The organism is Marichromatium bheemlicum, assembly GCF_012276755.1.
In the GTDB taxonomy this organism is placed as follows: Bacteria; Pseudomonadota; Gammaproteobacteria; order Chromatiales; family Chromatiaceae; genus Marichromatium; species Marichromatium bheemlicum.
On the sequence record NZ_JAAXKX010000016.1, the window covers coordinates 71,990 to 94,368 of the forward strand.

Sequence of the window (22,379 nt, forward strand, 5' to 3'; positions counted from 1 at the left end):
GATGCATTGACGTGGAACGTCCCCTCCTTCGTACCGAAAACTATCTGCGTGAGCTGCTGCAGATCTACTTCGCCCAACAGCGACTGATCCTGCTCACCACCCTGGCGGTCTTTCTCGCCGCTGCGGCGATCGCCTTCCTCGCCCCGCCGATCTACTCGGCGCAGGGCGCCATCCTGCTACGCGCCAGCGAACTCCAGCGCACCCCGCAATCGCTCGAGGAGACGCAGGTGCGCTCGTTCAAGGTCAGCGAGGAGGACCTACGCTCCGAGCGTGAGCTGTTGCGCTCGCCAGCGGTGCTGCAGGGGGCGATCGCCCGACTCCAGCAGGAACACCCCGAGCTGGCCGATACCCTCGACTGGCACCGGGTGGGTGGTCGCCTGCAGATCGAACTGGTCCCCGACTCGCGGGTGATCAATGTCGCCTTCCAGCACGGCGACGCCACCGAGGCGGTCACTATCCTCGACGCCATCCTCGATGCCTATATCGAGCGCCGCGCCGAGATCCTCTACCCCGAGGGCACGGTCGACTTCTTCGTCGACCAGGTCGAGCGCTTCCGCGATCAGATCAGCAATACCGAGCAGGCACTGATCGAGCTGGCCAACACCACCGGCACCCCTGACCCGGCCAAGGAGATCGAGCTCAACCTGCTGATCAAGCAGAACATCGAGGAACGCTTGCTCGATCTCGACACCCGAGGGGTGACCCTGCGCGAGCAACTCGAGCACCTCGACCGCACCCTGACCACGGAGCAGCTGCGCAACTACGCCTTCATCAGCAACCCGACCGTGGCCGAGATCGCCGCTCGGATCATCGACCTGCGCATCGAGCGCGGGCGCACCGCGCGCCACTACGAGAACGACGCCCACGCGGTCGCGGCCATCGACGCCCAGATCGCCAGCACCATGAAGCAGCTCAAGCAGGAGGTGGCCGACTATCGCGATCAGCTCGACAGCGAACTCAGCGCACTACGCGAGCAGCAGCTCATCCTGCAGCGTCGCCTCAGCGAGATCGAGACCCGCAACCTCGAGCTGCAACGTCAGGGCATCGAGAGCGAGCGGCTGAGCCGCGAGGCCGAGCTGTTGCGCCAGTCCTTCGGCACCTTCTTCAAGCGCCGCGAGGAGGCGGAGATCAACGCCGGGGTCGACTCCACGCTGTCGCTGTTCTTCGTCAGCATCCTCAGCCCCGCCTTCTCCACCGGCGAGCAGGTCTTCCCCAACCGGCCGGTGCTGCTACTCGTCGGTCTGCTCGCCGGTTTCGTCACCGGCTTCAGCCTGGGATTCGTGCGCGAGTTCTTCGACCATACCTTCAAGACCGCCCGCGACGTCGAGCAGTTCTCCGGCCTGCCACTGCTGTTCTCGATCCCCGCGGTCAACGCCCCGCCACCCGAGCCACCCCACCAACCACCGCGCTAACCCGCGATGGAGCCGCGCCGCGCCGACTTCAGCACCACCCTGGCCCGTTATCTCTCGAGCAAGATCACCCGCCAGCTGATCGGCGCCATCACCGCCTTCCTCAGACCCCGGCTGCTCACCCCCGAGCTGTTCGGGGTCTGGACCCTACTCAAACTCATCCCGCAGTACGCCAGCTACGCCCACCTCGGCGCGCGCACCACGCTGCGCGTCTACTACCCCTGGCACATCGCCCGTGGCGAACAGGCACGCGCCGAGACACTGGTCTCCGGGGCCATCCTCACCACCCTGCTACTCGATCTCCTGGTGGCCGCTGCGCTGATACTGATCGCGCTGCACGACGGCCAAGGCGACGCGCTACGCCTGGGACTGGTGGCGATGGCCGGGGTCGTCCTGCTCCAGGCCTGGCACCACACCGCCTTCGCCGCACTCAAGGCGCGCCACCGCTTCGACCTGATCGGCCGCGCCAACTATCTCGAGTCGGTGCTACTGCTGGCGACCACCCTGGCGCTGCTGCCCACGTTCGGCTTCTACGGGGTCCTGTGGTCATTGCTGATCACCGAGGCGAGCGTCGGGCTGCTACTCTGGCACCAGGCCGGGATCGTCCCGCGCTGGCCCAGGCGAGCCCTTCGGCTCGGGGGCGAGATGATCCGGCGCGGCTGGCCGATCATGAGCCTGGAGCTGGCAATGATGCTGGTGGTCACCGCCGACCGGGTGATGGCCTGGGTACTGCTCGGCGCCAGCGCACTCGGCCACTACGGGGTGGCGGTGATGATCATCGGCTTCCTGCGCAACATCCCCGGCACCGCCCGTGAGATCCTCGAACCCCGACTGATGGGTGAACTCGCCGCCAGCGATCACGACCAGCTGCTGCGCGAGCACCTGCTGCGCCCGGCACTCAACGCCGCCTTCCTGATGCCCCTGCTGATCGGCCCGGTAGCGCTCGCCACCCCGCTGGCGATCGACTTGCTGCTGCCGCGCTATCAGGAGGCGATCGTCCCCACCCAGATCCTCGCCTGTGGGGTCCACTTTCTCGCCCTCGCGCTGGTGCTGCGCAGCCTAGTGGTCGCCTTCGAACAACAACGTCGTGCCGCACGACTGACCCCGGCGGTGCTCGCCGCCGAGGTGCTGGTCGCCTGGCTGGCCGTCGAGCTGGGTTGGGGGCTGGAGGGGATCGCAACGGCGAGCGTGTTCGGTCTCGCACTACTGTTCATACTGTTTCGGCACACCCTGCGCCCACAGCTCGCCCGTCTCGGCCACGACGAGCGCCGTCAACTCGACTGGGTGTGGCCGCTGTTCGCCCTCAATGCCACACTGATCTGGGCGCTGTCGCTGCTACCCTTGGGGCATGGCCCGGTGGCGACGGCGCTGCGCATCCTCGTCCACGTCACCCTGTTCCTGCTGCTCCACCGGCTCACGCGCACCCGGCTCGCGCTGCTCTCGCCGCTGCCCTGGCGACGGCTGTTGCGGCTCAGGCGCTGATCCACCGAACCCGAGAGGGAGCCCCATGTCACGCCTCGTCCATCGCCTGCTGCTGGCATCCGTGCTGCTCGTCCCCGCCCTGCCCCGGGCCGCGCCACCGCCCGACATGGAGCGCCTCGCCACCGGCCCCTGGATCGCGCGCGCGCGCCTGGCCGAGCTACCGACCACGGGGGCGGCCTGGGAGGCGGTACGCGATGACGCCGAACGCCTGGTGCTCGACCCCGATCTCGCCGACCAGAACGACCCCAGCAACGTGCGGGTCTTCGCCAAGGCGCTGGTCCATGCCCGCACCGGCGACCCGCTGATGGCCGCAGCGGTGCGCTACGCTTGTCTCGACATCATCGGCAGCGAACGTGGCGCCAGCTCGCTCGCGCTCGGACGCGAGCTGATGGCCTATGTCCTCGCCGCCGACCTGGTCGGCCTCCCTCCCGAGCAGGACGCGCTGTTTCGCGACTGGCTGGCACGGGTGCGTGACACCCCGATGTCGGAGGGACGGACCCTGCGCCAGACCCACGAGCGCCGCCCCAATGGCTGGGGCACCTATGCCGGTGCCACCCGGCTGGCGATCGCCGTCTATCTCGACGAACCCGAGGAGATCGCCGAGGTCGCGCGTATCTTCCGCGGCTGGCTCGGTGACCGTAGCGCCTATGCCGACTTCCGCTACGGCGACCTCGACTGGCAGGCCGATCCGCGCCGCCCGGTCGGCATCAACCCGTCGGGCGCGCAGCGTGCGGGCCACAGCATCGACGGCGCGATCGCCGAGGGGCTGAGACGCAGCGGCCCCTTCGACTGGCCGCCGCCGCACGAGAACTACATCTACTCCACCCTACAGGGCGCGCTGGCCCAGGCGGTGATCCTCGAGCGCGCCGGCTACGACGCCTTCGCCTGGCAGGACCAGGCCCTGCTGCGCGCCTTCGAGTGGCTGCACCAGCAGGCCGACTTCCCCGCCGAGGGCGACGACACCTGGCAGCCGCACCTGATCAATCACTTCTATCATCGCGACTTCCCCGCCCCGATCCCGAGCCGGCCGGGCAAGAACATCGGCTACACCGACTGGACCCACGCCGGCTGGGCGCCGACCGACTAGCCGGGTGAGGCTGCCAGCGCGGCATGGAGCCGCGCGGCATTGTCGGACAGGTCGAACTCGGCGAGCACCCGCTCGCGCCCGGCGCGCGCCAGCGCTTGCGCCTCCTCTGGCCGATCGGCCACCCGGGCCAGGGCCGCAGCGATCGCGGCCGGCTCGCCCGGCGCGGCCAGCAACCCGGTGCGCCCGTGCTCGACTAGTTCGGGAATCCCCGAGAGCCGGCTGGCCACCACCGGGCGCTCGACGGCCAGCGCCTCCATCAGCGACACCGGGATGCCCTCACGCCGCCCCCGGGCGTCTTGCACGCTGGTCAGCGCCACCACATCGCAGTCGCGCAGACAGGCGGTGACCTCGGGCCGGGTGAGCTGGCCGCAGAAGCGCACGCGCGCGGCGATCCCCAACGCCCGGCACTCGGTCTCAAGCTCGGCGCGCAGTCGACCGTCGCCGACCAGGGTCAGGGCCCAGTCCCGCCCCTCGGCGGCGAGCAGGGCGCAGGCGCGCAACAGATGGACATGTCCCTTGACCCGGCGCAGCGAGGCGATGCAGAGGATGCGTAACACCCCGTCGTCGGCGTCGGCGCGCGGTGGCAGCGGGGCGAAGGCGCCGGTGTCGATGCCGCAATGGATCACCCGCAGCCGCTCGGCCCAGCGCGCGCCCACCCGCGCCAGGGTGAAGTCGCGGTTGTAGCGCGAGATCATCACCGCGAAGTCGGCGCGGCGCAGCTTCTCGGCGAGCATGGTCTGATCGACATGGAGATCACTGCCGTGTGCGGTGAAGCTGTAGCGCACCCCGGTGAGCCGGTGCGCGATCCAGGCGGCGAGCGCGGGGTGGGTACAGAAGTGCGCGTGCAACCGGCCGATGCCGCGACGCTCGGCCTCGCGGGCGATATAGACGGACTTGAGGAAGATCCCGGCCGCACCCAGGGTGAAGTTGGGGCTGGGCGCGACCCGCACGAAGGTCTCGACCAGGGTGCGTAGATAGCGCCAGGGGTGGCGCGACGCCAGCGCCAGGTTGGCGCGCAGGATCGGGGCCGAGACGAAGCGGCTGTAGACCACCTCGGCGCGTAATCGCGCCAGCTGCGGATGGGTGGCGCGTGGGCGCTCGCGCAGCAGCGGGAAGAGGGTGATCTCGGCGCCCAGCGCCTCCAGCGCGAGCATCTCGTCGAGCACGAAGGTCTCGGTGAAGGTGGGGAAGCGCGAGACCAGATAACCGACCCTCACCATTGGGTCACCCGCCGTCCGCGCAGAAAGTCGTACCACCCCATCGCAATCCCGGCATTGACGCACAGCGCCCAGGGAGCGAGCGTCAGCACCCGCGGCCAGCGCCCGGGGTCACGATCGAGCCCGAGCGCCGCGATCAGCCCGAGCGCGCCACCGAGCCCGGCCAACGCCGCCAGCGCCAGCGCCAGCCAGGCCTCACCCTCAAGCAGCGCCAGCGCGAGCACCGCCGCGAGCCCCAACACCAACGCCAGCGGGAAGGCGCGGCGCAGCACCTTGTGCGCGATCAGCGCCAGCGCATAACGACCGTGACGGCGCACCGAGAGCGCCTGTGGACAGTGGCGCAATGCGTTGAGCCCGCGACAGACGATGCGCCGCTGGCGCGCGAACACCCGGCGCAGGGTGCGCGCCGGCGGCGGCATCAGCGCCACCGCCTCGGGCACGAAGACGAAGCGCCGCCCGGCGACCACGGCGCACAGCCCGACGAAGAGGTCGTCGACCACCCCCGCCGGAATCGGTCGGAACAGCCCACGCCGGATCGCCAGCAGGGTGCCATTGCTCGCGGTGATCGAGCCCAGCCGGGCCATCTCGCGTGCCTTGAGCCGGCTCTCGTGGTCCCAGTAGCGCGCCTGCATCAGCCCGTCCTCGCGATCGACCACGACACGCGCGCAGGCGGCGCCGACGTCGGCCTCGGCGAAGACCGCAACCATCGCCGCCAGCGCCCCCGGGGCGAGTCGGGCGTCGAGATCGGAGAACAGCAGCAGCTCGCCCGCGCTCGCTGCGACCGCGGCGTTGAGCGCACCGTACTTGCCGCGGCGCGGGTTACGGAGCACCCGGCAATCGGCCCCCGGCAGCTCAGGCAGCGCCGGCAGGTCTTCGACCGGGCCGTCGAGCGAGAGGATCAACTCCAGCCGACCCGCACCCCAGCGCTGGCCGCGCAGCGAGTCGAGCTTGGCCGCGAGCGCCGCGCCCGAGCCGTGCACCGGAACGATCAGCGAGACCGTTGCAGGAGATGCGCCCCCCCCCGCGAGCGGGCGCCGCACCGACAGCAGCCGCAACAGCAACGGCAGTGCCCACAGCGCGGCGAGGGCGAGCACCAGTGCGAGCCCCAGCAGCAATTCCAGTAGTGACGTCATCCAACCGTCTCCGCAACGGGCGCGGCCTCGGCCTCGAGCGCGAAGCGCAGCCACAACTGCGAGACCCCGAGCGAGAGCAACATGTGCTTCTGGAACACATCGCTGAACATGGTCATGTAGAGCAACAGGAAGAGGAAGGCGAGCAGATAGTGCAACACCTGATCGGCATGATGACGATCGCCGCGCGCCAGCAGCAGCCGACGCGCCAGCCAGAGGTTACGCGCCGCCACCGCCAGCAGACCGAGGAAGCAGATCGCCCCCAACACCCCGGTGCCGACCACCACCTCGAGATAGGTGTTGTGGGCAAAGCGACGATTGGTCGCGCCCTCGCGATCGAAGCGCTGCGCCCAGTCGGTCTTGGCGTAAAGCTCGCGGAAGGTGCCCGGCCCGTGCCCGATCAGCGGGCGCTGCTCGAAGGCATCACCGGCTACCACCAGATAGGAGGCACGCCGGTTAATCGAGCGGTCGGTATCCGAGGCGGTGAGCGTCGCCTGGCGTTCCCAGTACCCCTGCGGCACCAACATCAGCGCCACCAGCAGGGCCATCGCGCCCCCCGCGAAGACCAGACCGAGATGACGTGGCCGCAGACCGCGCGCATTGACCACCAGCAAGGTCGCCAGCAGCAACGCCGTGACCAAAGCGCCACTGCGCGAGAAGCTCACCACCAGGGCACCGAGATTGATCGCCAACAGCAGCAGCGCCGCCAGCCGCACCAAGGGGCGCTGACCATGGACCAACCAGAACACCACGAAGGGCAGTGCGAAGATGATCAGCATCGCCAGATTGTTGGGATCGCTCGTCACCCCGGTGCTACGGGTGAATTCACTGCTGACCTCGACTGCGAACCAGGGAACATCGAACAGATAGCCGATCAGTGCGAACACCGAGCCGAGCGAGACCGATGAGACGATCACCAACGGCAGCTGGCGCATCAGCGCGCGACCATCGAGAAACACCAACACCAGGGCGAAGAAGGCCATCGCCACCAGGGTCAGCAGCACTTGTTGGATGGCCTGGCCCGGAAACGCCGACCACAGGGTCGAGAACAGGCTCACCGCCAGGAACAACCACCACCAGGGCCAGAGGTTGGAGCTCAGCTGACGCACCGTGCGCTGATCGCGCACCAAGCGCAGCAGCAACACCAACAGCAAGACCGCAGCCAGCACCCAGTGGATCTTGATGTCCGGCAACGGCCCACCGAACTGACGGAAATGGCCGAAGGGGATGAGGAAGATGATCGCATAGAGCCCCCAGCTCGGCCCCCGTCCGATCAGCACCAGGGACCCGAGCAGCAGCCCGGGGAGCAACGCGAGCGCCGGCCAGGGGGTCCACAGCGGCACCAGGGTGGCAATCACCATCAGCACGATCAGACCGAGCCACAGCGGACTCGACTCGGTGCGGGCGTTCAACCGTTCCATGGCGCCCCTCCCACGGTCAGCATCCGCGCCCGGCGCGGCCAGGATATACGCATCGTTCTATCGCCTTTCGCTCGGCGCCACCCACCACCCGGCAAGGTCGAGGCCTGATCGGTGACGCGCTGATGTTATGCTGCGTCCAGTTTGTCGCGGATATCCTCGCATGACCGATCTCGAGCTCGCACTGTATCAACGGGTCCATATCCGGCTACAGCACCTGCCCACCAGCCATAACTCCGTGGTCTGTGCCCGGCTCGGCCACTTCCTCGTCGCCCCCGGCCACCATCCCGCCGACGTCCTCTGCGCCCCCATGCCGGAAGGCGCCGCGGTACTGCGGCACCTCGCCCCCAAGGTCGCGCCCCAACAGGTCACCACGGTCTGGTTCGAGGGACGCCGGGTACTGTTCTACAGCCATCGCGGCGATCCCGACCTGATCCTGGATCCAGGCACGCCGATCCGTCTCTTCGTCGCGCGCCGTGCCGGGGTCGTCAAGCGCTTTTACAACGCCCTGTTGTTCGCCATCCATCTTAGCGCGACCCGACACGGCGGGCTGCTGCTGCATGCCGCAGCGCTGCGCGACCCGGCGGGCCGTACCGCACTGGTACTCGGCCCCAGGCGCAGCCGTAAGACCCACCTGACGCTACAGCTGCTGCACCAGGGTTGGGACTATCTCGCCGACGACAAGCTGCTGCTGCTCGATCGCCGCGCCCATCTGTTCGAACGCCGGCTCATCATCCGCCGCCACCACCTCGGCGCCCTGCCCTGGCTGGCCACTCGGCTCGATCACCCGTCTGCCCCCCTGATGGTGCGCTCGCACCGCCTGCGCCGGCTCCTCGAACGCCTCCAGCACCAGGCCGCGCGGCACATCGACGAGAAGCTGCAACCACGCTTGCAACCCCTGCTCGATCCGGCCGCGACCTGCGACCTGAGCCAGGTCTTCCCCGACAATCGCATCCTCTCCAGCGCCCGTCCCGATGCCCTCTTCATTCTGGCCCCAGGCGTAGACCTCGACTGTGTGCCACTTGCACCGGCCACACAGTTGTCCCAACTCGTCGCCATCGAGCAGCTCTATCTCGCCGGCATGGGTCCGCTCGATGCGATGAGCCGCTACGCCGCCCCCGAGACGGCGCCCCCCGAGCTCTCGACACTGCTTGCCGAGAACCTCGGTGAGATCCCCGGCTTCATGCTCAGCCTGCCGGAGCAGGCACCGGCCAGCCGTCTCGGCGCTTACCTGGCCGCACAGCTCGCCGCCACTCGACCCGGAGCGACACCATGTCCGGACTGACCCTGAGCATCGACCCGGCGCAGCAACTCACCCCCCTGACTCTGCGTGAGACGGTCGTCACCCGTCCCGGGCTGACGCTCGACCTCGACCCGGTAGCGCGCGAACCGGCGCGTAGCTGGGAGGACCGCCGCGCCCTGGTGCTGCTCGACGGCTGGATCGAGGGCTGTGAGCGCGAACCGCCCCGTCGCTTGGTGGAAGCGCTACTCGACCAGGACTGGAGCCGCGCCGAGACGGTGCTGACGGGGCTCGACGGCGACTTCGTCCTGTTCATCCACGACAAGGCGAGCGCGCGCTGGCTGATCATCAACGACCTCCTGGGACGTCGCCCGCTCTATCTGCTCGAACACCCTGGCGCCATCCTCGTCACCCGTGACATCGCCCGTGCCGTCGCCGCCGATCCCGCGCCTCGCACCGACACCCTAGGGGCCGCCGAGATGTTGCTGTTCGGCCATGGGCTGGGGGCACGCACGCCGTGGCGCGCCATCAGCCTGCTGCCGCCAGCGACCCTGTTGCAGATCGAACCCGATGCCCTCGCCACACGCCGCACCCTGGCCCGGCTCGACCTCGTACCCGACGCCAGCGACGGTGGCCTGGCGCACCACGCCGCCATACTCGGCGACCACCTCGTCACCGCCTGTGAGCGTCTGGTCACACGCGGCGAGACGGCAATCCTGGCGCTCAGCGGCGGGCTCGACTCACGCGCCGTCGCCGCCGGTCTCGCTGCCACCGGCACCCCCTTCAGCGCTGCGACCATGGCCCGCGCCGGTTGGTACAACCCTCAGGAGCACCAGCTCGCGGCGATGGTCGCACGCCATCTCGGCAGCCCCTGGGAGTGCTACGAGGTCCCACCGAGTCGCGGCGCCGATTACCTGCGACTGCTCCGACTCAAACAGGGCCTCAACGACCTCGACCTGGCCTTCCACCTACCCTTCTTCGACCACCTCCGCGCCCAGCACGAGACCTCGGTGGTCTATCTCACCGGTGATGGTGGCGACAAGCTGCTACCCGATCTCGGTGCCGGGCTGGCGCTACGCGATGCGCCGGCGGCCTGTGACTATGCCGTGGCACGGCGCGGGCGCTTCACCCTCGACGAGTGCGCCGCCCTGTTGGGGCTGGAGCGCCGGCGTCTCGAGCATGCCCTGCAGGCACACTTCGCCGCCTATGCCGAGGACGACGGTAACGCCCTCTACACCCGCTTTCTCATCGAAGAGCGCGCCCGGCGCTGGTTGTTCGAGGGCGAGGACCGCAACCGCCACTGGTTCACCAGCGCCACCCCCTTTTACTCCTTACCCTTCGTCCGCGCGGCCTTGGCCTGCCCGCGCGCACTCAAGCGCGACTATCGGCTCTATCGCGCCCTACTCGAACGACTCGACCCGACGCTGGCGCGGCTGCCGCGTGCCGGCATCCCCGGCGCACTCGGCTCACCGCGCTTCGTCCTGCAGCACCGCCTCACCACCTTCGCCAAGGCCCACCCCCGCCCGGCGCGCTGGCTCCAGCAGCGACTCAGACGCCCGCGCGGGCTCTCGTCTGACGCCCCGGTCCTGACGCTGTTACGTCACCAACTCGCGCACAGCCCGGCACTCGATCCCGGTGTCTGGCAACCGCTGCTGGCCGACGCCGACCGACGCCCCCGGACCCAGCTGCTCGCCCTGCTCAACCTCGCCACCCTGATCGACCCGGCGCGCGGCGCCGCCGGGCTCGACGCCTGGCGCGACCAACCCATGCCCTGAACGATGCCCGAGATCCTCGTCGAACACCCGCTGATCAGCGTCTATCTGCCGACCCGCAATCGCGCCGCGCTGCTGATGCGCGCAATCGATTCGGTCCTCACCCAGGACTACCCACACCTGGAGCTGATCGTGGTCGACGACGCCTCGACCGACGACACCGCAGCGCGGATCGCGGCACACCCGGCCCGCACGCGGCTGCGCTATCTGCGCCAACCCGAGCCGGGCGGGGCCTGCGCCGCACGCAATCGTGCCATCGCCGAGGCGCACGGTGCACTGATCACCGGGCTCGACGACGACGATGCCTTCCTGCCGCGACGCTTGAGTGGGCTGCTGGCGCGTTTCACCAGCGGGCGCTGGTCATGTGTCAGCAGCAGTATCTGCGAACGAACCCCGCGCGGTGACATCACCCGGCGGGTCGATGTCGGGCGGATCGATCTCGAGGCGATGCTCCATTACAACCGTCTCGGCAACCAGGTCCTCACCCGCACCACGTGGCTGCGCGAGATCGGCGGTTTCGACCCGACGCTGCCCGCACTCCAGGACTACGACACCTGGGTGCGCCTGGTGGCGGCGCGGGGCGATGCCTACCGGCTACGCGAGGCCAGCTATGTGCAGTTCAAGGACCATGAGCTGGCACGCATCTCCGGGGATCGTACCCGGGTGCTCGCCGGACTGGAGCGCTTCCTCGCCAAGCACCGCGACCTGCTCGCCCCACGCCATCTCGACTCGCTCGAGGTCCTACGCCGTCGGCTTGCCGGGGAGGCGCTGCCACCAAGCGATTTCCTCCGACTGGTCAACCGCGGCAACCTCAAGGGCGCACTGCCGGTGCTGATCAACACCACCCCGGCGCTTGCCGCGCTCAAGCGGTTGTTAGGGCTGCGCTACCGGGCCCGCTGATCCACCAGGCAAAAAAAAGCCCGGCGGGCGCCGGGCTGCAAACGTCTCATAGTGAGAGAGACGAGGAGGACTCGGTAGGAATCCTGGGGCCGGCCGTGTCCGCGGCCTCGCCCCGTCCAAACTCAGTGGATGAAGAGCCCACCATTGACCGGCAGGTTGGCACCGGTGACATAGGCGGTCTCGTCGCTGGCGAGGAAGGCCACCGCCGCGGCGATCTCATCGGGCTGCGCCATGCGACGCATCGGGATCCCGGAGATGATGCCCTCGCGCACCTCATCCTTCATCGCTAGGGTCATGGCCGTCTCGACATAACCGGGCGAGACGGTGTTGACCGTGACCCCCTTGGCTGCACCTTCCTGGGCCAGCGCCATGGTGAAACCGTGCATGCCGGCCTTGGCTGCGGAGTAGTTGGTCTGACCAAACTGACCCTTCTGGCCGTTCACCGACGCGATGTTGATGATACGCCCGAAACCACGCTCGAGCATGCCCTCCCAGAGCGGCTTGGTGACATTGAAGACGCTCTTGAGGTTGATGTCGATGACCGCGTTCCAGTGCTCGGGCTCCATCCGCTTGAAGGTCTTGTCGCGGGTGATGCCAGCGCAGTTGACGAGGATGTCGACCGGACCGTGACGCTCGGCGATGGCGGCAGCCATCCGCGCACAATCCTCGGGGTCGGCCACGTCGGCGGCAATGGTGTCGAACTCCAACCCTTCAGCCGCGCGCTCGCGCTTCCAGGTCGCGGCCGCCTCGGCCTCGGCGGGGTGGTGGTTGGCGATCACCACACAGCCAGTGGTGGCGAGCCGCTTGCAGATGGCGGTACCGATACCGCCGATACCGCCGGTGACGAGCGCAATACGAGACATCGCTGTTTCCTCCTCAGGTCTTGTCATCGTCATGGGGCCCGCGCCCCAGATCGAGGCGGGCCCGTCGCTTCATCCACAGCACCCCGGCACTCCGGCCGGGGTCGCTGTCAATGGCGGTCCATCGCTGGACCGCGCGGGATTACGGGTGTCAGTTCGCGGACACACCCTTGCGCACGTCGGCGCTGATCTCGGCCATGTTCTTCTCCAGCCAGGCGCGATACTCGTCACGGGTCTCGCCGAGCACCTGCATGGTCGCCTTGCTCTCATCCATCATCCGCTCGGTGAGGGTCTTGGTCGCCTCGACCTGGCCCTTGAAGAACTCATTGTACCCCTTCGACTCGGTGGCGAGGGTCATCAGCCGCATCGAGTGATCGAGGTACAGGCCCAGGGCGTCCATCTGACGGTTGGCCAGGCGTTCGAAGACGCTGAGGTTGAGCTCGCCGAGACTGCTCGCGCGCTCCAGGCCCTTGGTGGTCATGTCATTGAAGGTCTTGAGGGTATCGTTGGTACTCATGGGGCTTCTCCGCAGTTTTGTGCGCTGCAACATTTGTTGCACTGCACAATAGTACCCGTACACGGAACCGTCAACGGCGTTTTTTGTAATCCTCAACATTGAAGAAACTCAGTCTCGAACGGACGGCACGCCATCACGCCGGGGACGCGATGACGTTGCCCGTGGACTCGGCAAACGAAGGCGGGAGGGGCGGAACGAGGGTGGGGTCAGTCGCCGTCGTCGGCGGAGGGCTTACCCCGATCGTGCTCGATGTCGAAGCCGGCAGCACGCATGAACTCACGCTGCAACTCGCCCCACAGCTCGACGTTCTGCTGCGCCATCCGCGTCATGGTCTCGAGCGGGGTGGTGTCGCTCCAGGACTGGGTCAGCTCCTGCTGCTGTCTGGCAAACAGATCGAGGGCGGTCTCGAGATAGCGCGCGAAGGCGCCCTGCAGCGTACCGCCATAGAAACGGATGATCTGCGCGAGCATGTTGGCGCTAAACAGCGGTTCGCCACCGCTCTCCTCCTCGAGCATGATCTGCAACAGGATCGCCCGGGTGATGTCGGTGTCATTAGCGGTGTCGAACACCTTGAAGGGAACGGCATCCATCACCAGGTCGCGCACGTCAACCAAGGTGATGTAGCGACTGATCTCGGTGTCGTACAGGCGCCGGTTGGGGTACTTCTTGATGATGCGCGGTTTATCCATTGACACCTGTCGCTCGCTCGACGGTCTGCGGGTTGGAAGGGTGCCGGGGCGGCTCGTCATGGATGCTGCCAGACGACACCGTGCCCGACTATCGGGACGGACACCGGCGCACCGGCACCCTCGGCCCTGGGCGCAGTGTACCCCAGTCGACCACGACTGGCTGCCACCCCGGCGCCACCACCCGCCACGCCTCACCGCGCGACGGGCGGCGCCCTCAGCAGCGCTCGACGGCCAAGGCGACCCCCTGACCACCACCAATGCACAGTGTCGCCAGCCCCTTGCGGGCCTCACGCCGCCGCATCTCGTAGAGCAGGCTGACCAGCACGCGGGCGCCAGAGGCACCGATCGGGTGACCGAGCGCGATCGCCCCACCGTTGACGTTGACCTTGTCGAGGTCCCAACCCATCTCCTGATTGACCGACATCGCTTGGGCGGCAAAGGCCTCGTTGGCCTCGATCAGGTCGAGTTCGGCGGGACTCCAGCCGGCCTTTTCCAGGCATTTTGTCGAGGCCGGGATAGGGCCCGTCCCCATGATTTTGGGGTCGACACCGGCGCTGGCGAAGGCCACCAACCGCGCCATCGGGGTCAGCCCCAACGCCGCCGCGGTCGAGGCCCGCATCACCACCGCCATGGCGGCACCATCGTTGAGACCGGAGGCGTTACCGGCAGTCACCGTCCCCTCGCGCACGAAGGCCGGACGCAGCCGGGCGAGCTTCTCGGCGGTGGTCCCGGCACGCGGGAACTCATCCCGATCGAAGACCAGCGGTTCACCCTTGCGCTGCGGGATGGTCACCGGAATGACTTCATCGGCGAAGCGCCCGGCGATGATGGCCGCCTCGGCACGCCGCTGCGACTCGGCGGCGAAGGCATCCTGGGCCTCGCGGGTAAAGCCGTATTGCTCAGCGATATTCTCCGCGGTCATCCCCATGTGGCAGTGATCGAAGGCATCGGTCAACCCGTCGACCAGCATCGAGTCCTTGAGCGTCCAGTCGCCCATGCGCTGACCGTCACGCGAGCGGGGCAGCACGTGCGGCGACTGACTCATGCTCTCCTGACCACCGGCGATCACGATCTCGGCGTCGCCACAGGCAATGGCCTGCATCGCCAGATGCACCGCCTTGAGCCCGCTGCCGCAGACCTTGTTGATGGTCATCGCCGGCACCTGATGGGGCAGCCCGGCGTTGAGCGCGGTCTGGCGCGCCGGATTCTGACCGACCCCAGCGGTCAGCACCTGACCGAGCACCACCTCGTCGACCCGTTGCGGATCGAGACCGGTACGCGTCAGCAGGGTCTTGAGCACGATCGTCCCCAGCTCCACGGCCGACAGGGAGGAGAGACTGCCACCGAAGTTGCCAACAGCGGTACGCCCAGCGTCGACAATGACGATTTCTTCACTCATCGTGTATATGCTCTCTCACTTGGATGATTCGATGATCGGGAGAATGATTCGCAAAACGCCGGCAGACGCCGGTCTGCGGCACGGTTGCGCAACACCCGAGAGATTGCAAGCCGCGTCACCCGCAAGGCACACGATATGACGAACGGCGACCGTTTCAAAAGGGATTCTACGCGCCTTTGTTGCAGCGCACAAATCGACATGCTAACGTTCATTCAAACCCGACCCTGAGGATGGCAATCGCATGAGTAAGGGCATCTTTTTCAATGATGACTGGCTCGAACTGCAGCGCAAGTACTGGGACGACTGGACCGAGATGAGTCGCAAGGCGATGGGCATGCCTGAACACGACAAGCCGACAAACGCCTGGTCAGAGGCGATGGAGCAGTGGTGGCGAGCGCTGTCGCCAGCCGCCCCAGACAGCGGCCGAGCCTTCATGGATAAGCTCATCGAGCAGGGCCGTACCCTGTTCGGCATGGGTGAACAATTCGTCAACGGTGGCCCCGACCCCAAGGACCCGGTCGGCGCCTGGTTCAAGGCCGTGGAGGAGATGCAGCGCCGCTTCACCGGCTCGGGAGAGAGCGACAACGAAGCGCTCAAGCGCATGACGGCATTCTGGGAGCTGCCCCTCGACAACTGGCAGCGGATGATGTCGTCACTCTCGCCGGTGCCCGGCGATTTCCTGCGCAACATGCCGCACGACCAGCTCAAGGACCGTCTCGACCAGGCACTCTCGGCACCGGGGCTCGGCTATACCCGCGAAGAGCAGGCGCAATACCAGGATCTGCTACGCGGTTCCATGGAGTATCAGGCGGCGCTACAGGAATACACCGGCTTCTACAGTCGGCTCGGGATGAAGTCGGTCGAGCGCATGGCCAGCTTCCTCCAAGGCGTGGTCGACTCGGGCAAGACCATCGATTCGGCCCGAGCGCTCTATGACAACTGGGTGAGCTGCTGCGAGAGCGTTTATGCCGAGGAGGTCGCCACCCCCGAGTACGCCCGTCTCCACGGTCGCCTGATCAATGCCCAGATGCGGCTCAAGAAGCGGATGTCGGTGATCGTCGATGAAAACCTCGGCGCACTGAACATGCCCACCCGCAGTGAACTGCGCACCCTGCAGGATCGGCTGCAGGAGACCCGACGCGAGAACAAGCAACTGCGCTGCCGACTCTACCAGCTCGAGAAGCGAGTCGAGGCGGCACACGGTACGGCGGCCAAGGAACCGGCCACCGCCCTCAAGCGTGCCCCAACCACACGCAAGACCACGACGCGCAAGAAGACCACCGCCAAGTCGACGCCGAGCGACAGCTGAGTCAATCGGCCCGTCGCCGCATCTGCGCGCATCCGCCGCATACCGAGAGGAACGAGATCGTGATCCCCATCGATATTCGACCTGACAAGCTCACCCAGGAGATGCTCGACTACAACCGCAAGCTGGGCCAGGGCATGGAGAACCTGGTCAGCGCCGGCGAGATCGACACCGGAGTCACCCCCAAGGAGGCGGTCTATCGCGAGGACAAGTTGGTCCTCTACCGCTACCAGGGTGCCGAGGACGTGGAGCGCCAGCCGATCCCGCTGTTGGTGGTCTATGCCCTGGTCAACCGCCCCTACATGACCGACATCCAGGAGGACCGCTCAACCATCAAGGGGTTGCTGGCCACCGGACAGGACGTCTACTTGATCGACTGGGGCTACCCCGATCAGGCCGATCGTGCGCTGACCCTCGATGACTACATCAACGGCTATATCGATCGCTGTGTCGACCACATCCGCGAGACCCACGACATCGACCGCGTCAACATCCTCGGCATCTGCCAGGGTGGCGCCTTCAGCCTGATGTACACCTCGCTGCACCAGGACAAGGTCAACAACCTGGTGACCATGGTCACCCCGGTCGACTTCCAGACCCCGGACAACCTGCTCTCGGCCTGGGCGCAGGACGTCGACGTCGACCTCGCCGTCGACACCATGGGCAACATCCCCGGCGAGCTGCTCAACTGGACCTTCCTCTCGCTCAAACCGTTCAGCCTGACCGGGCAGAAATACGTCAACATGGTTGATCTGCTCGACGACCCGCGCAAGGTGAAGAACTTCCTGCGCATGGAGAAGTGGATCTTCGACAGCCCGGACCAGGCCGGCGAGACCTTCCGCCAATTCATCAAGGACTTCTACCAGCGCAACGGCTTCATCAACGGCGGCGTACAAATCGGCGAGCACGAGATCGATCTCGGCCGGATCACCTGCCCGGTGCTCAACATCTATGCCTTGCAGGATCACCTGGTGCCGCCGGACGCCTCGCGTCCGCTCAAGGGGCTAGTCGGCAGCAAGGACTACACCGAGCTGGCCTTCCCCGGCGGTCATATCGGTATCTATGTCAGTGGCAGGGCACAAAAGGAGGTGACCCCGGCGATCGGGGAATGGCTGAACGCCCGCACCTGACTCACCGCCAGCGAGCGCCTCAGGCCCCCGGTTCCGAAGGGGGCCTGTGGTGGCGGGCGACTAGCGTGCAGTAGGTTGGGTTGCCGCCTTTCGGCAACCCAACACCAGCGTCAGCGCCTACTGAAGGCGCCGGAGCAAACACCAATGGACTCGCACGCACGCCCCGGCATCAGCCGCACATCGGCCACTCCCCTTCGCGTACTTTGGGGCCTTGCGGTTCAATCCCGCGATTGGCGACTGATTCAACCCTGGACGTAGAAATAGCGCCAATTCAATCCGCTGGCACGGGTCAGCAGATCGAGCAACGCCGGGGTCGGTACCGCCTCGCCCGGGAAGACCCCGGTGATCTCCACGAAGCTGCGACCGAACCCGCCGCCTCGTCCCCAGTCCCAACTCCAAGGGGGGCGAACCACGCCACACCCCACACAACGCCAACCGCTACGCGGCTGGTCGTGCCACAACTCGAGCCGCCGCGCCCAGTCCTCGAGCCGTTCGCGACAACTGTGGCAACGCGGTGCTCGGGTGTTGCGCCCGAGACAGGGGCGTGTTCGCGAACTCGGGCGAGAGATTCCCACCCGACACCAGGGGCCCTGCCCCTGCCCCGTCGCATCGATACGCACCGCACAACCGATGAAGCTGACCAACGACAAGAAGGCGTCGCCGACCTGGTAGACGCCCCCTCCGCGCCGTGTCGGGGCGCCGATGAAACCGCACTGGGTCAGTTGACTGATCAGCAACCGTACCCCGGGGCGGGCATGCGGATCGGTCGGGGTCAGCACCAACCGATCGCCACCGAAATCGACACGCGACTCGGCACCTTGCACGGGAACACGATGGACAACGACAGGATCTCGGTCGAGCATGGTTACGGCCTCCGCTAGGCGGTCGACATCACGTTGATCGCGAGGATTCGTGGTTGAAATCATTGCGTCCTTTCTATAGCTTCGAGTCACATTCACTGCTGGGGGTGTCCGCACCGCTTCGCGGGCGTCGACCACGGAACCCGGACACACGAGCCCGGGATCCACGGCTGGCGCACCAGGGCCGGAACGGGCTGAGAAGAGACCCTTCGAACCTGACCCGGATCATGCCGGCGCAGGAAAGCAGGCAATGGAGCCGACGGCGATCCTGCGGTGCCTGACCGGTACCCCGTCCCCGCCAAGCTCCGACTCATGCCGCGCACCTGCCCGACGGCGCTCGCCACCAACCACGCGACGGCGCATCAAGGTCAACCCACAGCCCGAGCTGGCCGAACCAGCGATCGCGCGGAGCCCAGCGCCCCGCTCCAGTCCTGAGGTAACCCATGAGCGCCATTCCAGAAGACTTCGTCCACAAGACCGCGCAGCTCTCCGAGGCCGCGACCCGCCCCTTCCCGAGCGCGCGCAAGGTCTATGTCACCGGCTCGCGTCCCGATCTACGCGTGCCCATGCGCGAGGTCGCCCAGAGCCCGACGCTCACCAACGGCGAACCGGAAGAGAACCCACCGATCCTGGTCTACGACACCTCGGGCCCTTACACCGACCCAGACGCCAAGATCGACCTGATGGCCGGTCTGCCGGATCTGCGCTCGGGATGGATCGAGGCCCGCGGCGACACCGAACAGCTCGACGGCCCGACCTCGGCGTTCGGGCGCACCCGGCAGAACGATCCCGCGCTGGCCCACCTGCGCTTCGAGCACCTACGCACGCCACGCCGCGCCAAGCCCGGCCAGGGCGTCACCCAGATGGCCTATGCCCGACGTGGCATCATCACCCCGGAGATGGAGTTCGTCGCCATCCGCGAGAATATGCGGCTCGACGAGCTGCGCGCCGACCCGCGTTACGCCAAGCTGCTGCGCCAGCACCCTGGCAATGCCTTCGGTCAGCCGCTGCCCGAGCAGATCACCCCGGAATTCGTGCGCGACGAGGTGGCACGCGGACGTGCAGTACTCCCGGCCAACATCAACCACCCTGAGGTGGAGCCGATGATCATCGGTCGCAACTTCCGGGTAAAGATCAACACCAACATCGGTAACTCCGCCACCACCTCATCGATCGAGGAGGAGGTCGAGAAGATGGTGTGGTCGGCGCGCTGGGGTGGCGACACCCTGATGGATCTGTCGACCGGCAAGAACATCCACGAGACCCGCGAGTGGATCCTGCGCAACTCGCCGGTGCCGATCGGCACCGTCCCCATCTACCAGGCGCTGGAGAAGGTCGATGGCCGTCCCGAGGAGCTGACCTGGGAGCTGGTGCGCGACACCCTGATCGAGCAGGCCGAGCAGGGCGTCGACTACTTCACCCTCCATGCAGGACTGCTGCTGCGCTACATCCCGCTGACCGCCGACCGGGTCACCGGCATCGTCTCGCGCGGTGGCTCGATCCTCGCCAAGTGGTGCCTGGCGCATCACCAGGAGAATTTCCTCTACACCAACTTCGAGGAGCTGTGCGAGATCCTGCGCGCCTATGACGTCGCCGTCAGCCTCGGCGACGGACTGCGTCCGGGCTCGCTCGCCGACGCCAACGATCGCGCCCAATTCGCCGAACTCGAGACCCTCGGCGAGCTGACCAAGCGCGCCTGGGAACACGACGTGCAGGTGATGATCGAGGGCCCCGGTCACGTGCCGCTGCAGATGATCCAGGAGAACGTCACCAAGGAGTTGGCCGACTGCTTCGAAGCCCCCTTCTACACCCTCGGCCCGCTGATCACCGACATCGCCCCGGCCTACGACCACATCACCTCGGGCATCGGCGCGGCCAACATCGGCTGGTACGGCACCGCCATGCTCTGCTACGTCACCCCCAAGGAGCACCTCGGCCTGCCCGACAAGGAGGACGTGCGCAGCGGCATCATCACCTACAAGATCGCTGCCCACGGCGCCGATCTCGGCAAGGGCCTACCGGGCGCGCAGATCCGCGACAACGCCTTGAGCAAGGCGCGCTTCGAATTCCGCTGGGAGGATCAGTTCAACCTCTCGCTCGACCCCGAGCGCGCGCGCGAGTTCCACGACCACACCCTGCCACACGACTCGCACAAGGTCGCCCATTTCTGCTCGATGTGCGGACCGCACTTCTGTTCAATGAAGATCACCCAGGACGTGCGGGAATACGCCAATAGACAGCAGATCGAGGACCTCGACCAGGCGGTCGAGAGCGGCCTGCAAGAGAAGGCCCGCGAGTTCCGTGAGTCCGGCGCCGAGCTCTACAAGGAGGTCTGAGCACGACGTCTGCCCGCCCGATTGCGGGGCGGGCGCCCTGCGGCCCGCGTGCTGCGGGCCGGGGTTCCTTCCACCCCGGCGGTCCTCGCCGGGGCTTGGTTCGACTCAGCCGTCGAGCCCGCAGGCCTCGGCCACTGCATCGACCACCTCGCGCTGCACCTCATCGGTGAGGTAAGGGTGCATCGGCAGGCTGATCACATGTGCCGCGACCTCCGCACTGACCGGTGTCGCCGGCGCTCCCGGGACATGGAACACCGGCTGCTCGTTGAGCGGCACCGGATAGTGCACCGCGGTGGGGATATCACGCGCCTTGAGCGCCGCGGCCACCGTCTCGCGATCCGGCACCTGCAGGGTGTACTGGGCATAGACCGAGGTATTACCGGGAACGATCGAGGGGGTCAGCACACCGCTCTCGCCCGGCTCGGCGGTCGTTCCCGCGCCACGCGCGCACAGCAGTTCGCTGTAGCGTGCACCCAGACGACCACGGGCCTCGACCTCATCGGGGAAGATCGTCAGCTTCGACTGCAACACCGCCGCCTGCATGGTATCGAGACGGCCATTGATGCCGAGACGCGGATGGTAGTACCGACGCGATTGGCCGTGATTGCGCACCTCCCGCAGCTGACGTGCCAGCTCGGAATCATTGGTGAAGCAAGCGCCTGCATCACCATAGGCACCGAGCGGTTTGGCCGGGAAGAAGGAGGTGCAGCCGATGGTCGAGAGCCCACAGGAGCGCTTGCCCTTGTAGGTCGCGCCGAAGCTCTGCGCCGCATCCTCGATCACCGCCAGGTTGTGTGCCTCGGCCACGGCATTGACTGCATCCATGTCGGCGCACTGGCCATAGAGCGAGACCGGCATGATCGCACGGGTACGCCCGGTGATCGCATCCTCCAGCGCATTAGGATCGATGTTGTAGGTCACCGGATCGATATCGACGAACACCGGACGAGCACCGAGCAACGCGATCATCTCAGCGGTGGCGATGAAGGTGAAGGGCGTAGTGATCACCTCGTCACCGCGGCCGACCTCGAGCGCCATCATCGCCGCGAGCAACGCATCGGTCCCACTCGACACTCCGACGCAGTGTTCGACCCCGACGAAGGCCGCAAGCTCCTCCTCGAGCGCCTGGACCTCAGGGCCCATGATGTACTGACCATGGCTCAGAACCGCGTCGATACGGCTCCGAACGTCCTGCTCGATTCGTGCATGCTGCGTTTTCAGATCGATGAATTGCATTCAACTCGCCTTTGATTTCGGGTGCAGAAGGACCAGTTCTCCGCGCCAATATCAGCCCACGCATGAGCTGCACGACAGCGTTAAGCCTCGCGGCACGGACGATTGATCGTTGTGCTTGAATCCTAACCCAATTGCGTGACGAGGGTAACGAGCGGCCAGCGGCCAGCGGCCAGCGGCCAGCGGCCAGCGGCCAGCGGCCAGCGGCCAGCGGCCAGCGGCCAGCGGCCAGAAGATTGAACCGCAAAGACGCGAAGGGCGCGAAGGGTTTTGAATGTGGGAGGCGGTCGACGTCCGGCTAACAGCGCCGTCGTTTGGGTTGCCGGCTTTTACCAGCGTCAACGTCTGCTGAGGAACGGCGATCGGCGCCGGGGCAGGAATCGAGCGCAGGCCA

The 22,379-nt window shown here is 67.0% G+C and carries 19 protein-coding genes and 1 riboswitch; of the genes, 9 read left to right on the forward strand and 10 right to left on the reverse strand.

Features of this window, described 5'->3' with window-relative positions:
• The first annotated feature begins 11 nt into the window (after positions 1-11).
• From HF203_RS11745 to HF203_RS11755, 3 genes are read left to right on the forward strand one after another with little or no spacing between them, the layout of a single operon-like run.
• Complete coding sequence (locus HF203_RS11745) at positions 12-1,412, forward strand: Wzz/FepE/Etk N-terminal domain-containing protein (RefSeq protein WP_168669926.1); 1,401 nt, start codon at positions 12-14, stop codon at positions 1,410-1,412.
• 6 nt (positions 1,413-1,418) lie between these two features.
• Entirely contained in the window at positions 1,419-2,891 is a 1,473-nt protein-coding gene (locus HF203_RS11750; RefSeq protein ID WP_168669928.1) for a lipopolysaccharide biosynthesis protein, read from the forward strand.
• 25 nt (positions 2,892-2,916) lie between these two features.
• Complete coding sequence (locus tag HF203_RS11755) at positions 2,917-3,978, forward strand: alginate lyase family protein (protein WP_168669930.1); 1,062 nt, start codon at positions 2,917-2,919, stop codon at positions 3,976-3,978.
• On the opposite strand, the gene HF203_RS11760 is transcribed toward HF203_RS11755, so the two are convergent.
• The 3 genes from HF203_RS11760 to HF203_RS11770 are packed head-to-tail and all read right to left on the reverse strand — an operon-like array spanning position 3,975 to position 7,746.
• Complete coding sequence (locus tag HF203_RS11760; protein WP_168669932.1) at positions 3,975-5,198, reverse strand: glycosyltransferase; 1,224 nt, start codon at positions 5,196-5,198, stop codon at positions 3,975-3,977. The genes HF203_RS11755 and HF203_RS11760 overlap by 4 nt on opposite strands.
• On the reverse strand, positions 5,192-6,328 hold the full coding sequence (locus HF203_RS11765; RefSeq protein WP_168669933.1) for a glycosyltransferase: 1,137 nt from the start codon (positions 6,326-6,328) through the stop codon (positions 5,192-5,194). Before HF203_RS11765 ends, HF203_RS11760 begins: the two co-directional genes overlap by 7 nt.
• Complete coding sequence (locus HF203_RS11770; protein ID WP_168669935.1) at positions 6,325-7,746, reverse strand: O-antigen ligase family protein; 1,422 nt, start codon at positions 7,744-7,746, stop codon at positions 6,325-6,327. The genes HF203_RS11765 and HF203_RS11770 overlap by 4 nt, the downstream gene beginning before the upstream one ends.
• A 160-nt stretch (positions 7,747-7,906) precedes the next feature.
• On the opposite strand from HF203_RS11770, the gene HF203_RS11775 reads away from it, so the two are divergent.
• From HF203_RS11775 to HF203_RS11785, 3 genes are read left to right on the forward strand one after another with little or no spacing between them, the layout of a single operon-like run.
• Complete coding sequence (locus HF203_RS11775) at positions 7,907-9,028, forward strand: hypothetical protein (RefSeq protein ID WP_168669937.1); 1,122 nt, start codon at positions 7,907-7,909, stop codon at positions 9,026-9,028.
• A complete protein-coding gene (locus tag HF203_RS11780) occupies positions 9,016-10,758 on the forward strand; it encodes an asparagine synthase-related protein (RefSeq protein WP_168669939.1) in 1,743 nt (580 codons plus the stop codon). Before HF203_RS11775 ends, HF203_RS11780 begins: the two co-directional genes overlap by 13 nt.
• A gap of 3 nt (positions 10,759-10,761) precedes the next feature.
• Positions 10,762-11,655 (forward strand): glycosyltransferase, encoded by an 894-nt coding sequence (locus tag HF203_RS11785; protein WP_168669941.1) that lies wholly within the window; start codon positions 10,762-10,764, stop codon positions 11,653-11,655.
• Positions 11,656-11,777: 122 nt separating this feature from the next.
• Here HF203_RS11785 and phbB read toward each other — a convergent pair whose 3' ends face one another.
• The 4 genes from phbB to HF203_RS11805 all read right to left on the reverse strand — a co-directional run bounded on the left by phbB (position 11,778) and on the right by HF203_RS11805 (position 15,120).
• Positions 11,778-12,518 carry an acetoacetyl-CoA reductase gene (phbB, locus tag HF203_RS11790; protein WP_168669943.1) on the reverse strand — a complete coding sequence of 247 codons (741 nt, stop codon included), beginning with the start codon at positions 12,516-12,518 and terminating at the stop codon, positions 11,778-11,780.
• Positions 12,519-12,666: 148 nt separating this feature from the next.
• A complete protein-coding gene (locus HF203_RS11795; protein ID WP_168669944.1) occupies positions 12,667-13,032 on the reverse strand; it encodes a phasin family protein in 366 nt (121 codons plus the stop codon).
• Positions 13,033-13,238: 206 nt separating this feature from the next.
• Positions 13,239-13,721 (reverse strand): polyhydroxyalkanoate synthesis repressor PhaR, encoded by a 483-nt coding sequence (phaR, locus tag HF203_RS11800; RefSeq protein WP_168669945.1) that lies wholly within the window; start codon positions 13,719-13,721, stop codon positions 13,239-13,241.
• 214 nt (positions 13,722-13,935) lie between these two features.
• Positions 13,936-15,120: an acetyl-CoA C-acetyltransferase gene (locus HF203_RS11805; protein WP_168669946.1), complete on the reverse strand. Its 1,185-nt coding sequence runs from the start codon at positions 15,118-15,120 to the stop codon at positions 13,936-13,938.
• A 241-nt stretch (positions 15,121-15,361) separates the two neighbouring features.
• On the opposite strand from HF203_RS11805, the gene phaE reads away from it, so the two are divergent.
• Together phaE and HF203_RS11815 are read left to right on the forward strand one after the other, a co-directional pair.
• A complete protein-coding gene (gene phaE, locus HF203_RS11810; protein ID WP_168669947.1) occupies positions 15,362-16,429 on the forward strand; it encodes a class III poly(R)-hydroxyalkanoic acid synthase subunit PhaE in 1,068 nt (355 codons plus the stop codon).
• 59 nt (positions 16,430-16,488) lie between these two features.
• The gene (locus HF203_RS11815; RefSeq protein WP_168669948.1) at positions 16,489-17,556 is read left to right on the forward strand and encodes a class III poly(R)-hydroxyalkanoic acid synthase subunit PhaC; all 1,068 of its coding nucleotides are present in this window, start codon (positions 16,489-16,491) and stop codon (positions 17,554-17,556) included.
• 242 nt (positions 17,557-17,798) lie between these two features.
• Here the strand turns inward: HF203_RS11815 and HF203_RS11820 are convergent, their stop codons facing one another.
• The gene (locus HF203_RS11820) at positions 17,799-18,419 is read right to left on the reverse strand and encodes a hypothetical protein (protein WP_246221751.1); all 621 of its coding nucleotides are present in this window, start codon (positions 18,417-18,419) and stop codon (positions 17,799-17,801) included.
• Positions 18,420-18,509: 90 nt separating this feature from the next.
• Positions 18,510-18,675, forward strand: a riboswitch (TPP riboswitch).
• 184 nt (positions 18,676-18,859) lie between these two features.
• Here HF203_RS11820 and thiC point away from each other — a divergent pair.
• Positions 18,860-20,752, forward strand: coding sequence for a phosphomethylpyrimidine synthase ThiC (gene thiC / locus HF203_RS11825; protein ID WP_168669949.1), 1,893 nt, complete (start codon positions 18,860-18,862; stop codon positions 20,750-20,752).
• Positions 20,753-20,857: 105 nt separating this feature from the next.
• Here the strand turns inward: thiC and HF203_RS11830 are convergent, their stop codons facing one another.
• Positions 20,858-21,988, reverse strand: coding sequence for a DegT/DnrJ/EryC1/StrS family aminotransferase (locus HF203_RS11830; RefSeq protein ID WP_168669951.1), 1,131 nt, complete (start codon positions 21,986-21,988; stop codon positions 20,858-20,860).
• Positions 21,989-22,039: 51 nt separating this feature from the next.
• The coding region (locus HF203_RS16120) for a hypothetical protein (protein ID WP_210424747.1) at positions 22,040-22,379 on the reverse strand (340 nt) is incomplete at its 5' end.

Excerpts from the sequence above, each read along its gene's own strand:
- HF203_RS11795 (WP_168669944.1), bottom strand. The coding sequence starts at position 13,032 with ATGAGTACCAACGATACCCTCAAGACCTTCAATGACATGACCACCAAG.
- phaR (WP_168669945.1), bottom strand. The coding sequence starts at position 13,721 with ATGGATAAACCGCGCATCATCAAGAAGTACCCCAACCGGCGCCTGTAC.
- HF203_RS11820 (WP_246221751.1), bottom strand. The coding sequence starts at position 18,419 with ATGCTCGACCGAGATCCTGTCGTTGTCCATCGTGTTCCCGTGCAAGGT.
- HF203_RS11750 (WP_168669928.1), top strand. The coding sequence starts at position 1,419 with ATGGAGCCGCGCCGCGCCGACTTCAGCACCACCCTGGCCCGTTATCTC.
- HF203_RS11760 (WP_168669932.1), bottom strand. The coding sequence starts at position 5,198 with ATGGTGAGGGTCGGTTATCTGGTCTCGCGCTTCCCCACCTTCACCGAG.
- HF203_RS11805 (WP_168669946.1), bottom strand. The coding sequence starts at position 15,120 with ATGAGTGAAGAAATCGTCATTGTCGACGCTGGGCGTACCGCTGTTGGC.
- HF203_RS11765 (WP_168669933.1), bottom strand. The coding sequence starts at position 6,328 with ATGACGTCACTACTGGAATTGCTGCTGGGGCTCGCACTGGTGCTCGCC.
- HF203_RS11780 (WP_168669939.1), top strand. The coding sequence starts at position 9,016 with ATGTCCGGACTGACCCTGAGCATCGACCCGGCGCAGCAACTCACCCCC.
- HF203_RS11770 (WP_168669935.1), bottom strand. The coding sequence starts at position 7,746 with ATGGAACGGTTGAACGCCCGCACCGAGTCGAGTCCGCTGTGGCTCGGT.
- HF203_RS11775 (WP_168669937.1), top strand. The coding sequence starts at position 7,907 with ATGACCGATCTCGAGCTCGCACTGTATCAACGGGTCCATATCCGGCTA.
- HF203_RS11785 (WP_168669941.1), top strand. The coding sequence starts at position 10,762 with ATGCCCGAGATCCTCGTCGAACACCCGCTGATCAGCGTCTATCTGCCG.
- thiC (WP_168669949.1), top strand. The coding sequence starts at position 18,860 with ATGAGCGCCATTCCAGAAGACTTCGTCCACAAGACCGCGCAGCTCTCC.
- HF203_RS11755 (WP_168669930.1), top strand. The coding sequence starts at position 2,917 with ATGTCACGCCTCGTCCATCGCCTGCTGCTGGCATCCGTGCTGCTCGTC.
- phaE (WP_168669947.1), top strand. The coding sequence starts at position 15,362 with ATGAGTAAGGGCATCTTTTTCAATGATGACTGGCTCGAACTGCAGCGC.
- phbB (WP_168669943.1), bottom strand. The coding sequence starts at position 12,518 with ATGTCTCGTATTGCGCTCGTCACCGGCGGTATCGGCGGTATCGGTACC.
- HF203_RS11830 (WP_168669951.1), bottom strand. The coding sequence starts at position 21,988 with ATGCAATTCATCGATCTGAAAACGCAGCATGCACGAATCGAGCAGGAC.